The organism is Streptomyces purpurascens (assembly GCF_045040895.1).
GTDB lineage: Bacteria > Actinomycetota > Actinomycetes > Streptomycetales > Streptomycetaceae > Streptomyces > Streptomyces purpurascens.
Genome location: NZ_CP108341.1, coordinates 5084814 through 5097835, shown reverse-complemented (window position 1 = coordinate 5097835; position 13022 = coordinate 5084814). Strand labels below are relative to the sequence as shown.

The following is a 13022-nucleotide window of genomic DNA, read 5'->3' as shown; positions in this document are numbered from 1 at the left end:
GCCGCACCCGCGCCCCCGTACGGCGGCCCAGGGTCGTCGCGATCTGGGAAAGCCCCCGCAACCCTCTTGATCGACTCGTTAAAGTGATCGTCGTGACGGCCTCGACACCCTCCGCGACACCGCCGCCGCCCGCATTCGCGACGGCGAGCAGGAACCACTACGACGCGGCCTTGCTGGCCGCCGAGCAGGACCTGCGGATATCCGCCGACCACCTGGCCGGGCTGGCGGCCGAGTGCGCCGTGAAGGCCATCCTGATCGACTTCCTCGGCTCACGGCTGGATGCGCGGAACATGCCGGAGCACCCGGAGGTGAAGTACCTGGACCGCTCCCGCAAGAAGCCGCAGTGGACCAATAAGCACGGGCACCTCCCCGAGCTGTGGGAACACCTCACCGCCGTCGCCCACCGCCGCCGGGGAGGCGGAGCGGGCGCGCTGTTCACGCAGCTCATCTGGAAGAACCCGTTCGCCAACTGGGACGTCGCGGACCGCTACTGCGACGGCACCGCGATCACCAAGGCGGATATCGACCAGCACCTGAAGGCCGCGTACGCCCTCATCGCCGCCCATGAGCAGGCGAGCATCCTGGGAACGAGGACCCGCGCATGAGCCCTTCCCGCGCGCGTTTCGACACCGCCTGGCAAGCCGCCCTCGACCATGCCCGGCAGGCCGCCGCACAGTTCGGCATGGACGTCGTCCTCACCCGTGACGTGCTCGGCCGAAGCTGCATCCTCATCGACGACCGGGGACGCCCCCTCGCCCACGACGACCCCGACGTAGTGGCCCTCCGAGACGCGTTCACCGCCGCCACGCGCCCCTTCACCGGCCTCGAACCCCTCCTCTTCGGCGACAAACTGTTCGCGCCCGAGCTGTACTTCGACGCCGATGACCGCGTGCAGGTCAGCCCCCAGCAGGGTGCCGGCGTCGGTAGCGTCCACGCCCTGGAGCGGACCGTGATCGGCACCGACTGGGCCCGGGGCACCCCCGCGCCCTCTGCCGGAGCCTCCCGCCGCCGGGACCGGCGGGTGGCGCTGTACGGCTTCAAGGGCGGGGTCGGGCGCACCACCGCCACCGCCGTCCTCGCCCGGTACCTGGCCGGAACGGGCCGCTGCGTGCTCGTGGTGGACCTCGATCTGGAGTCCCCGGGCGTGTCCAACCTGCTGGAGGACCCCGCCGGCATCCCCCGCCACGGCGTCGTCGACCACCTGATAGAGAGCGGTGTCGGCAACGCCGACGGGCTGGAACTGGTGGCGCGCAGTTCCGCATTACCCTTCAAGGGCAACGGGGAGGTGTGGCTGGCGCCCGCGGGTGGCTCGCCGCTGGAAGGGGAGCCGTACGACTACCTCGCCAAGCTGAACCGTATCTACAGCGACCTCGCCGGGCTGAACCCCGGTGACGGCGACCGGCCGTTCGCCGCGCGGCTGGAAGAGGCGATCGCCTCCTGCGAGGACCAGGTCACCGAGCTGTCGCGGCCACCGGACGTCGTCCTGCTGGACAGCAGGGCTGGCATGCACGACATCGCGGCGGTCACCCTGACCCATCTCAGCGGGCTCGCCCTGCTGTTCGCGGTGGACAACCCCTCCACCTGGGAGGGCTACAAGATGCTGTTCACGCAGTGGCAGCGGCGTCCGGCCCTGGCCCGGGAGCTGAGGGAGCGGCTGCGGATCGTGGCGGCCATGTTCCACTCCGCCGGGGACGCGAAGCGGCTGCCCGCTCTGATCGACCGCGCCCAGACACTGTTCGCCTCGACCCTCTACGACCAGCTCGACACGGACGAGGACGGCGCGGACGACGAAGGCGACGAGCTGTACCACCCTCCGCTGGAGGACGACGACGCGCCGCACGCCGCCATCCCCATCCTCTTCGGCAACGACCTGGTGGGGCTGGACCCCCTGCGCAGCCGCGACTGGCCCGAGCTGCCGTTCGTCGAGGCCGCGTACCGGACGTTCACGACTACGGTGGAGCGTCTGCTGCCGCCACCGCACCCCGCCCCGGAGCCTTCATGACCGCCGCACCGACCACCGACGAGTACCGCACCCTGATCGCCAGGGCCCTCGGTGTCGCGCTCGACGCGGACACGGACGGCCCCGACCTGCGGCGGCTGTTCACGCCGTCCAGCCACCGCCTCGCGCTCGACCCTGACGTGACCGTGGTCCGGGGCGCGCGCGGCACCGGCAAGACGTACTGGGCGAAGGCGCTGACCGATCCCGAGTTGCGGGAGGTGGCCGCGCGGTCGTACATGATGCCGCGGCTGCGGCGGGTCAGAGTCACCACCGGGTTCACCACGGGGGGTGGCGCCGACACCCCGTACCCCGGCAAGCGCAGGATCGCCCGGCTGCTGCGCGAGGGGGCCGATCCCGAGGTCTTCTGGTGTGCTGTCGTGATGATGGCGCTCGGCGTTCCGGAGATCGCGAGCATCCCCGACTGGGCCGACCGCATCCGGTGGGCCGAGGAGAACGAGGACGCGTACGAGGACGCACTGCGCAAAGCCGACCGGGAGGCGCGGGACAGCGGCGAGACACGCGTGCTGCTCTTCGACGCCCTGGACCACCTCCACGCGGACCGCAATACCGCCGACCGGCTGGTGTCGGCGCTGTTCCAGGTGGCGCTGGAACTGCGGCTGACCACGGGGGCCCTGCGTGCCAAGATCTTCGTACGCCCGGACATGTACGACAGCGCGCCCAAGACGTTCCCGGACGCCTCGAAGCTGGGGGCGAACGCGGCCGACCTCACGTGGAGCCGGGAGAACCTCTACGGGCTGCTCTTCCACCGGCTGGGCAACCATCCGAGTGCCGAGGCGGAGAAGTTCCGGGCGCAGTACGGCGAGTGGCTGACGCAGGGTGAGGGGCGATTCGTCGCCCCGGTCGACCTGATCGCCGACGAGAAGTGCCAGGAGCGGGCTTTCGTCGCCCTCGCGGGGCCGTACATGGGGACCGACCGGCGCAAGGGCCACACCTTCACCTGGGTACCGAACCATCTCCAGGACGGCAAGGGACGCGTGAGCCCGAGGACCTGGCTGCTCGCGCTGCGCACGGCCACGGACCTGACGGCGGAGCGGTACGCCACGCAGCTGTACCCGCTGCACTACGAGGCGATCCGGGAGAGTCTGCACGAGGCGTCGCGGGTCAGGGTGGACGAGCTGAAGGAGGACATCGGCTGGGCCGCGACGGCGATCGAACAGCTCGAGGGCGAGCAGGTGCCGATAGAGCCGTCCGTCGTCCGCCAGTGCTGGGAGCGTGGCGGTCTCGCGGAAATCCTGCGCCGTATGCGGGAGGACGACGACGAGAACAGTGGTCCCCGTGCCGCCGCTGACGACCCCATCGGCCTGATAGAGGAACTGGTCGAACTCGGCGTCCTGACCGAACGCACCAGCGGCGCGCTCGACCTCCCCGACGTGTACCGGCTGGCGTTCGACATCGGCCGCAAGGGCGGGGTTCCCCGTAAGTCTTGACCTATCAACCTTGATAGGTACGGCGGCTGGTGCCGGCCGGCCGCCGCTCAGCCCGTGCCGGCCGGCACCCGCAACGACTCCAGGAACTCCCGGTCCAGTTGCTCCCGTTCGCCGTCGCCGCCGATCACCTCCACCGTCCGGCCGTCCAGTTTCGGCTCCTGTGCGCGTGTCTCGACCGTGCACAGCAGCCACAGGCCGTGCGGCGTGTCGGCGGGGCGGCGGGCCGCGTTCTGGAGCCGGACCAAGAAGCCGTGTCCGCCCTCGTCCCAGTACCGGGCGACCAGGCCGGCGTCGTGGAGGAACAGAACAGTGCGCGGCGCGTCAGCGCGGGCCAGCACCGCCTCCTCCACGCGCTGCCAGACCACTCGGACGAAGGACGCCAGCCCGGGCTTGATGCTGCCCGGGGTGGAGAGGCTGTCGGCGCGCAGGACCTTCTGCCAGGCTTGTCCCTTCTCTGCGGCCAGGGCGCGGAAGGCGGTGAGGAACACGTCCGACAGGTCGACGGCCTCGACCGGGAAGGCGGACGCGACGGTCTCCGCCGCTCCCGCGAACGCGTTCGCCTTCACCGTGAGAGCGAGGAAACCGCCTCGCTCCGCCACGACGGCAAGCCGCTCCCGCAGCGGGCCGTGCGGGTCCTCCCGGTCGGCCCGGGTCACGGGGGTGGGCGGCTGGTAACTGGTGAGGGCGCCGGTGGAGCTCCAGGTGCCCGTCGACTCCGGCGCCCTGGGGAAGAACTTCTCCGCCTCGTCGTCGTACACGAGGTCGAAGCGCGCCCCTTCCAGGGCGTCCAGCAGCTCCACATGGGTGGGTTCCCGCGAGCCCGACACCAGGTCCAGGCCCGGGAAACGGGCGCGCAGCCGGGCCACCAGCTCGGCGACGGTGATACCCCGGTCGCGGCGGACGCCCGCGCCCGCCTGGGAGATGCGCAGCGCCCGCTCCAGGCTCAGGTCACGCGGGTACAGCTCCAGCCGGGGCGTGGCCGCGACGCCGGGGGCCGACGCAGCGGCCAGGGACACCAGGCGGGTGTCGGCGAGCGGAGCCAGCCCGTCGGGTGCGGGCACGGAGCGCAGAATGCGCAGGACCTCGCCGCGGCCGGGCAGGGGGTCCTGCCGTGCCAGTCGTTCGGCCGCCTGGCCGAGGAGCGCCGCGTAGTCCGCCAACTCCCGCGGGCTGGGATCGTCCGCACCCGGCAGGGACTCGGCGGCGAGCAGGACCGTCTCGCCGCGCCGGTGCACGGCGAACCGGGGCTCGTGCTGCCCGGCGGGATCCTCGTCCGGGCGTTCGGTGGTTTCCGCGTCGGCGGCGGCCCGGACGACGGCCAGGGCCCTGGCAAGGGTCCGCTCCGGCGTGTCCGCCCCCGCACCGTGACGGGCCCGGAGTTCGGCCGCGGCCTCGTCGGCGGTCATCACCCGGCCCACAGACTGGATGATCTCGGTCAGCTCGGTGCGGACCGGGTCCAGCCAGTCCGCCTCCGCCCACTTCTTGATCTCGTTGCGGTGGTGCCGGGAGACGGAGGTCTGCTTGATGCCCAAGTGGTCGGCGACGCGGGCCTGCACGGGCCAGGCGCCGAGCGGGGAGAGTCCGCCGTCGTCCGAGGGCAGGCCCAGGGTGAGGCGTACGACGTCGGCACGGTGGGAGCCCTTGCGGCCCGGCTCGGGGGCGAGGAGCGCGGCCATGTCGTCTATCGACAGGATGCGGGCCTCGTCGGCGCCGGGAGCGGACTGCTTCAGGGCGGCGGCGTCCGGTGACTGCCTGCGAGGTGCGTACGGCGCCGCCGGGCGCAGCGCGGTGGCCCACTGCTTGCGGCGCCGGTTGAGTTCCTTGCGGACGAGAGCACCGGCACCGCGCGCCTTGGAGATGGCGTACGGCTGGATGTCCAGCAGCTCCCCGACGGTGGTGGCGCCGAGTCCGCCGGCCACCGACACGGCACGTGGGGACAGGCCGGCGGCGTCCAGTGGCGTCGTCAGGTCGGCCGCCGCGGCGGCGCGGTCGCGGGCCTCCTCCGGATCGTCGGACGTGGTGCCCACGGTGGAGGGCGTCGTGGCGGGCGCGGTCGCGTCGGCCGCGCGGAACACCGCCCGCCAGGCGTCCCACATCTGCCGCAGCGTGTCGAAGCGCTGCTCGGTGTCGCGGTACAGCGCGCGCTGGAAGAAGGCGGTGAGTCCGTCACGCAGCGCGGGCTCGAACAGCTCGGTGGCGACGTGGAGTTCGGCCGACTCGTTGGTCAGCGGGTCGAGCTGCCCCTCGCCCCACAGCGGGCGCTCACCGCTCGCCATCTCGTGGAGGGTGACGGCGGCGGCGTACCGTTCCGCGTGGTCGTCGTAGTGCGCGCGGCGCATCGAGCCGAGGAACGGGTCGAGGTAGCCGCGCGTGCCGGCCTTCACATCCCGGTCGGAGGCGTCCGTCAGGGAGAAGTCGAACAGCTTGAGCTGCCAGGTGCGGTCCTTGCGGCGCTGGATGCCGAAGTTGTCCGGCTTGATGTCGCGGTGGCGGACGCCCTGTGCCGCGAGCTGGTCCAGGGCGTGGAACAGGTCGTCCGCGAAGCGCTCCAGCTCGTGGTAGGTGAGTTGACCCTTGCCGCGCAGTCGCTCGCCGAGCGACTGCGCGCCGGCGTACTCAAGCTCCAGGACGGTCCGCCCGCCGAACTCCCGCAGCCCCTCGCCGCGAAGCTGGACGACAGAGCCGCCGCCGACCTTGCGCAGCGCCCGTTCCTCGGCACGCAGCCGCCCCGCCTTCTCCTCGTCGAGAGCAACCTTGAAGACGTGCTCGTCGATCTGGGTGCGGCCGTCCTCGTCCTCCATGGCCCGCTCCACGAGCAGGGCGCGGGCGGTGGCGCCGGTGCCCAGGACCCGGCGTACCGTCCACTCGGCGTCAAGCGCCTGACCGGGCACCGCTTCGAGAGGGTCGACGCAGGCCGCCGCCGGAGAGTCCGGGAGGATACTGGCACGCTCGGCCTCGTCGAGCAGGTCCAGGAACGCCTCGGCCGAGCCGAGCCGCTCGTTGACGTCAGCCCGGGTGGCCCGGAACACCAGGTCGTCGAGGGCGTCGGGCAGGCCATCGGCCACCGCGAACAGGCGCAGCCCGCCGTCGCTGCGAAGACGTTCGGCCATGTCGCTGCGCTGGGTGGCCGGCGGCTTGCCGGTGAGGATGAGGTAGGCGACCGCGCCGAGACCGAAGATGTCCAGGTCGGCCGGGTCTGCGTATGGCTGGTCCGACTCGGGGGCGAGATAGACGCGGGCCGCGTCCTCGATCAGAGCAGCGTCGAGAGCGGATCCGCCGATGGAGCGGAAGAACGTGGCATTGCTGTCGAAGTCCCGCGCCGCTGTCTGCCAGTCGGTGATCCGCAGTTCGGGGTTAGCCCCGTCGGCCCGGAACGACACGTACACGGAGCGGGCCGCGAGCGCCCGGTGGTAGAGCGAGCGGTTGTGCGCGTAACGGACCGCCTCGGCGAGCTGCCGGACCAGGTCCAGGCGGATCTCGGGCGTCAGCCTGCCGCCGTAGGTGTCCAGGTACTGGTCCAAGCGGAGATCGCCGTGGCGGTGGCGGAAGAGAATCGCCGGTCCGCCCTGGTGCTCGCGGTAGTCGAGCGCGTCGACGATGCCGCGGTGGGTGATGCCCTGCAGCACCTGGTACTCGCGGCGCGCAGCGCGTTCGGTTGCCTTGCGGGCCGCCTCCGTCGCCATCTGGCTCACCAGATAGATGCGGACCCGGCCCTCCTCCTGGACGAGGCCGTCGTCCCGGGTGGCCAGGCGGTCCTCCCAGGAGGGTCCCGCGTCGAGCGGGTGCGGCTCCATCTTCCAGGCGTCGCCGAAGCGGAGATGGGCCGTGGACTGGCGGATCCCGATCGCCTTCAGCAGCTGCGGCAGGGTGTGCCGCGAGAACTCTGGCGTGATGCGCCGGTCGGGACGGTCCGGAGGCAGGCCGAGGAAGTCCTGCCAGATTCGCTTCAGACCGCTGCCGCCGTCGTCACGGCCGTAGACCTTGATCTGCTGGACCTCGTCCAGGTGGCTTTCCAGGTCGGGCGACGACAGGAACACGGCGGGCTCGACGCGCGGGACCACCCGCTCGGAGAGGCCCAGTTTGCGAGCCGCCCACTGGAGCTGGCTCTTCAGCTCCTTGGACTTCAGGTCGGTCAGGTGCAGGGGGTTGTTGATGGTCCGCATGCGGTCGGGTCCCTGGAAGTTCCAGGTCGACCCGGTGTTGCGGAGCTGCCCCGGATGCCCCTTGACCTCGATGAGGAAGAGGCCGGCGGGAACGGAGATCAGCAGATCACACTCGTTGACGCGGCCGGACATCGCGGTGAAGGAGAACGTGGCCCAGGCGCGGAAGGGCTCGGCCTGCGGCATGAGAGCACGCACGTGGTCCAGCGCGTCCTGCTCCCACGGGTACGGCGAGGGACGCTCCTGGAACCACTGCCGGACGGGGCGCGGCGGGCCGGGCTTGGGTGTGCCGGGCCTCGGTCCCGACGCGCCTGACTGAGCTGTCACCGTCCGGCCTCCCCAGGCTTTCCTCACGGACCACGATGCAAAAGTGCCTGGTCGAGCCTATCGCGAGAGGAAGCGGCCGAAACCGGTTTGTGGACGGGAACCGAGCGGCCGCATGGCACGGGTCCATGGTCTTTCGGCCGCACACCGGCGGTGGGCGCACGCCGCACAACCTCGCGGAGCCATCGCGATCACGCGGGTCTTTTGCGGCATACCGTCGACCGACCTAGACATTCCAGCCAGAAGGGATTCCTTGGCTACCTTTCGACGGCAAGCCGGCCAGTGCGGACCGGGACCCGTGGGGTCGCCCAGGCTCGTCGCTACCTCGGATGGCGGCAGATCTGGGGGAGTCGTGATGACTTCAAGAGCGTTTCGAGCGACGGGACACCTTCCAGGTGAAAGTCTGGGCCCGACGCGCCCGGCATGAGTCGGCGCAACGCCTGGGTCGCTATGTCAGCAAGAGTGGCTCCGAGATCGCCGCCCAGGTCGATGGGCAACGTGCCGATGAGGTTGACCTCGCGATCGTCCCACTCGTCGATGTGTTCCGAGAGGAAATCCACCGCCACCTTCTGCCGACGGGCAAGAAGGAGCAGCTCGCAGGCGTGCACCGCGTCGCGGAGATGAAAGCGGAGGCGGGCTGTGATGCGCGAAGGTCCGGGCCCGGGCTCCTGGCAGGTGATAACAAGCTCGTCAGCGTCGCGGCTCTTGGCGGTGATGGCCAGCTGCATACCGCCGCGGGCGAGCAGTTCCTGCGCCGCTCGTTGTTCGCGTTCGTCGTGAAGAGCGATCGACCACCATGGAAGTGGGCCCCAAGTGCCGTGCGTTGTCGCATGCTCAGGGAAAGGGGTGAAGGACTGGCTCCGCTCCAGCAGATGCTGCTGGAAGGTGACGAGGCAGCCGTCCTGGAAGTGCTCGTCCTGGCTGCGCTCGCGTAGCAGCTCGGATTCGATGGCACTCATGCCGTCCACGGCCAAGGCGATGTGCTCCAACTGCTCCCGGATGATTTTTGCGGCACGCTCGAGAACACCGCGGAATTCATCGCCGGAAGGTGCCTGATCGAGGAGACGGCCCAAAGCACGCTGCGCGGCCTGGCAGCGGGCGACATCTCCGCCAAGGCTCACCAGGTGGCGAGCCTTGAGGATGCTCCAGGGGCGGGTGGACATCCAACGATTCCAGGCGCGGTCGCCGCCAAGCTGGCCGAGCGCCATGGCTCCGGCGTTGCCGACTCGGAAGTCCGGCTCGCCCTTCAGCCTCTCCCACACGTCGGGGTATGCCTCCAGTGGAGAGGACGGCAGCGCCGAGAGTGCCGCGTGGACGCGAGAGTCCGTGCTGTCCCACAACTCCCTGAGTTCGCGTTCCACACGCGTGCGAGGCACCGTACGACCTCGTTGGGCAGCCCAGTACTCGATGAGGAGCATGTCCGTGCTCTCCGGGCTCCAGGGGAGCAACCCCAGGCCGTCGAGGACCACAACGGTGGTGGCCAGCCCATCGTGCTCGAACCCGAACTGAACCTTGGCGATGAGCTCGTCGAGCTCATCGCCATCAGGGCCGGGCGCTGCGAAAAACGGACTGGCGGCGAGCCAGTCGCGGATACTCGCCGTGCTCTCACCCCGAGCGAGCCGGACGGCGATCCGCGCGATCAGCAGGGAACCGATGAGCCTGGGCTCGCCGAAGTCGGTACGCAGTCGCCCCTTGCCAAGCGTCGGGACATCCCTTACATGCCAGAGCAGCCCTTCTTGGATCGCGCGGAACCACTCCTCACGCAGTGTCGCGAGCGTGGGCTCCTCCCGAGGCTGCTTCCACTTGTTTCGGAACAGCGCGATGGCGTGCCCCTGGTCATCGGACCGTTGCCGAGGTACCGGCATGCCCTTTGATCCCAGTTCACGACTGACATGCCGGAAGAGGGAGTTCATATCGAGCGTGCCAGACACTTCTGGAACGCCCTTGGAAACGGCTTTCACGAGTTCATTGGTGAACGCGGTGAAGCGCGCACCCACGGGAGCCATGGCAGCCTGCGTCGCTGCTGAGGCGGTCATGACATAGCTGCCCTCGATGGCGGTTTGGTCCGCGAACTCATCCGGCCCCCCCATGTACCCCTCCAGCGCGGCACCGCTGTAGCAACAGTCGAGGATCACGACTTTCCTGGGCGCCACGCTTTCCAGCACTCCGGTGCGGAGGTCGTTGTACGCCACTGACTTGTAGAACTTCCGGCCCGGCTCGGAATGCCCCAGTGCGAGGTAGAGAGAGCCTTCAGGTGACAGCATGCCGTGGCCGGCGAAGTACACCACCAGCGTGTCCGTCGCCTCGCTCGCTGCCTGGTAAACGGCGTCGAGCACGTCATCGCGGGCGGCAGGATTGCGCACCGTCACGCAATGTCCGGCAGGTAGGCACCCGGCGTGCGGGGACGTGAACAGCTCTGCCAGCCTGACGAGATTGTTGCGCACTGCCGGCAGGCCCGGGAAGTTCTGGTACTCGTCCGCGCCGATCAGCACTACACGCGTTCCGTCGGGGTCGGGCAGCCCCATCACCGATTCCCTGAAGCCGAGGGTGTGGACGGCTGCCCCAGACCAGTGGCCTCCGGGTCTCCGCCATGAGGCTCGGAAGCCAACAGCTCTGCGACTCGGCGCAACGTTTCGCCCGATGTATCGTGCACGGTCACTGTCATACCGCCGCGTTCGAAGGTCACGGCCCCGGGCTGCGAAGGGCGGGCTGCTCGCCACGCGACCACGACGTTCACCAACAAGCTTGCCGCGGCAATTCCATTGCTCACGAACATGTTGATGATCTCGCCCGCGCTCATGCGGTCAGAGGCTTCGGAGGCTCGCGCCAGTTCGAACTCCACGTGACGCCGGAGTTCGCGATCCTGCCGGAGCCAGTAGTACAGATCATGTGTCGCCGCGTCGTCGCCCTGCGTATCGACCGTGATCTGAATCTCCACGACGTCCCCCCTGTTGCCTCTGCTGCCCGGCGCTCACGGCAAGGAATGGATACGGAACCGTCACTCCTGCCACAGCTCTGAGCCCAGAGAGAAGAATACGTCCCAACTGGGCTTCGCAGGTGCGCCGTTGATTCGTATTGCACGTTGCCGCCTACGCTGCGTCAGCGGCCCCAGCGACAGCTGCGATAGGAAGCAGGCGCTCCAGCTCCTTCCGCCCGCGCTTGATCAAGTCGAAGGCAACCACCGGGTCCATATCCGGCGGCAGCGGGGTATCGGTGAGGACATCCGTAAGGGTGTACTGACCGAGCAGCCACCGCTGCAGTGCGCGCCAGTCGGCACTCCGGTCAAGCGGTAGGTCTTCCGCCCATGGCAATGTCTCGTACCGGGTGTCGTCGGTGCCGTTAGCGTGGAGTAGCCCGGAGCGGCGCACGAGGCACGGGAAGCAGACGCCGCAGTTGGCGATGGGAGGGCCGCCGCTTCGGCGGGTTGGCGGCTTGCCGCAGCTCAAGGTGGACTCCAGGTCGGACGGAGTGAGGCCCGCATCACGTCCGACCTTGCATACTTCGCCTTTCGTCAGCCGTGCCAAAGGGTTAACCACCTGCACCGTGCTCTCTGTGTCACTCACGGCAGTTACCAAGGCGTTCAGACTGCCCAGCGTCCGCGGGTGCACGGAACGCGTGGAGCAAGCGGCCGAACGCGCCGGTGTCAGAGGCGGATTGAGGGCGAGCTGGCCGTTCTCGGGGATGTGGACGGTGCCCACCCCGTGCGCGGTGGCGGCGCGGATCGCGCCCGCCGCGTACAGCAGACCACGTGTGCGGGAGGAGGTCTCCAGCCGTGCCCCCGAGCCGTCGCCCGCTGGGGTCTGGCTCATCGGTAACAGCAGCACCGGCCGTGCTCCGTCCAGTCGCTCAACGGCCTTGTACACCCGTTGCTGGAGACGAAGCAGGCCGATCTCGCGGAACATCACGAGCAAGAGCGGTCGGGAGTCGTCGGCGCGCAAACGGGTGGCAGCCCAGCTGAGGGAATCCAGTCCACCGGAGAACAACGCGACTTCCGATGCACGCGGGTCGTCGGGAGAGACCATCGCCTCCTCGACGTAGTGACCGGTGAGAGGCCGGAAGTCCACGTCCCAGAGGTCTCCGGTGAGGACTTGGAGGAGGGCAGTGAGGTGGGTACGGACAGCTGCGCTTCCCCACCGCTCGTGTTCCGTGACGGGCACGGCGAGGCTGATGCGGCGGGTCCACCGGTCCCGCGCTCCGGTCCGGCGTACGTACTTGTCGGCGATGAACGCGGCCCTGGCGACGCGGAACAGATCCTCGGCCCAGTCGGGGACAGGACCGGGCAGATGGTGCCGGCCGGTGATGCGGCGCTCCTTTTCCTGGAACGCTTCCTCGCCGATCTCCGTCCAGCGGTCCCCAGGAGGCCGGTCGCCCCTGGGGCCGCGCCACCACAGGAAGTCGTCGGAATCGGTCACGCCGCAGCTCCCTCTTCGCCGGTGATCTCCTCGGTGATCAGGCCAAGCACCTTTCCGACCGCCCGCGGCACCAACAACTCGGCGATCTTGGGCAGTGCGGCCGACGGATCCTGCACAGCGCCCACCACCGACTGCGCGGTATCCACAGCCTGCGCAAGGCCCGTCGCTTCGGCGGACTCCTCGCAGGGGCTCGGCACCAGGTCCACCACCTTCTCCGCGACCCAGTCGGCGATCCTGCCTTCCGGATCGGTCGCGATAAGCACCGGGACCGCCAGCTTGACGTGCTCGGCGACAACGGCCCTGAGGAACTCCCCCACCATGTCGGCAAAGAACACCTGGTAGAGATCGCACAGGATGTCCCAGGTGAAGCCGCCGCCGACGGCGGCACCCCCGCCCATGGCGTCGTCCAGCTCGGGATGCCTGCTCCGGACATCGCGGACCGCCGCGGCCATCCCCCTGCGCACCGCGGCGTCGGCGAGTGTGCCGCCGTCCCCACCGACCTCCGAGACGAGACGCGCGACGAGCGCGTTCTCCGACTCCGCGCCCTCTGCGGCCAGCGAACCCAGGACCCTGGCGAGCCGTTCACCGGCCGCACAGGCCGTGTCGTACAACCCGAAAGCCGACCGATCGGCACGGAGCGTCTCGTGCAGGGCACGCAGATGGTCCGCGGCGATCTCCT

General features: G+C 69.7%; 8 protein-coding genes. 3 read left to right on the top strand and 5 right to left on the bottom strand.

The features are described from left to right. Positions 1 to 92 precede the first annotated feature (92 nt). Genes OHU35_RS23250 through OHU35_RS23240 form a run of 3 tightly spaced genes read left to right on the top strand, consistent with a single transcriptional unit; the run spans position 93 to position 3447 of the window. Positions 93 to 605 carry a hypothetical protein gene (locus OHU35_RS23250; protein ID WP_405506693.1) on the top strand — a complete coding sequence of 171 codons (513 nt, stop codon included), beginning with the start codon at positions 93 to 95 and terminating at the stop codon, positions 603 to 605. Beyond that, complete coding sequence (locus tag OHU35_RS23245) at positions 602 to 2002, top strand: KGGVGR-motif variant AAA ATPase (protein WP_405506691.1); 1401 nt, start codon at positions 602 to 604, stop codon at positions 2000 to 2002. Before OHU35_RS23250 ends, OHU35_RS23245 begins: the two co-directional genes overlap by 4 nt. Continuing rightward, a complete protein-coding gene (locus tag OHU35_RS23240) occupies positions 1999 to 3447 on the top strand; it encodes a hypothetical protein (RefSeq protein WP_405506689.1) in 1449 nt (482 codons plus the stop codon). The genes OHU35_RS23245 and OHU35_RS23240 overlap by 4 nt, the downstream gene beginning before the upstream one ends. A gap of 47 nt (positions 3448 to 3494) precedes the next feature. On the opposite strand, the gene pglW is transcribed toward OHU35_RS23240, so the two are convergent. The 5 genes from pglW to OHU35_RS23215 form a co-directional block, all read right to left on the bottom strand. Beyond that, complete coding sequence (pglW, locus tag OHU35_RS23235; RefSeq protein ID WP_405506687.1) at positions 3495 to 7934, bottom strand: BREX system serine/threonine kinase PglW; 4440 nt, start codon at positions 7932 to 7934, stop codon at positions 3495 to 3497. 317 nt (positions 7935 to 8251) lie between these two features. Further along, a complete protein-coding gene (locus OHU35_RS23230; protein WP_405506685.1) occupies positions 8252 to 10456 on the bottom strand; it encodes a caspase family protein in 2205 nt (734 codons plus the stop codon). Continuing rightward, positions 10456 to 10869, bottom strand: coding sequence for a hypothetical protein (locus OHU35_RS23225; protein WP_405506683.1), 414 nt, complete (start codon positions 10867 to 10869; stop codon positions 10456 to 10458). Before OHU35_RS23225 ends, OHU35_RS23230 begins: the two co-directional genes overlap by 1 nt. Positions 10870 to 11020: 151 nt before the next feature. Further along, positions 11021 to 12343, bottom strand: coding sequence for a 7-cyano-7-deazaguanine synthase (locus OHU35_RS23220; RefSeq protein WP_405506681.1), 1323 nt, complete (start codon positions 12341 to 12343; stop codon positions 11021 to 11023). Next, on the bottom strand, positions 12340 to 12954 hold the full coding sequence (locus OHU35_RS23215) for a hypothetical protein (protein ID WP_405506679.1): 615 nt from the start codon (positions 12952 to 12954) through the stop codon (positions 12340 to 12342). The genes OHU35_RS23220 and OHU35_RS23215 overlap by 4 nt, the downstream gene beginning before the upstream one ends. Positions 12955 to 13022: the final 68 nt, after the last annotated feature.

Bases quoted from the DNA above. Each gene is read 5' to 3' on its own strand.
- OHU35_RS23245 (WP_405506691.1), top strand. From the start codon at position 602: ATGAGCCCTTCCCGCGCGCGTTTCGACACCGCCTGGCAAGCCGCCCTC.
- OHU35_RS23240 (WP_405506689.1), top strand. From the start codon at position 1,999: ATGACCGCCGCACCGACCACCGACGAGTACCGCACCCTGATCGCCAGG.
- OHU35_RS23230 (WP_405506685.1), bottom strand. From the start codon at position 10,456: ATGGGGCTGCCCGACCCCGACGGAACGCGTGTAGTGCTGATCGGCGCG.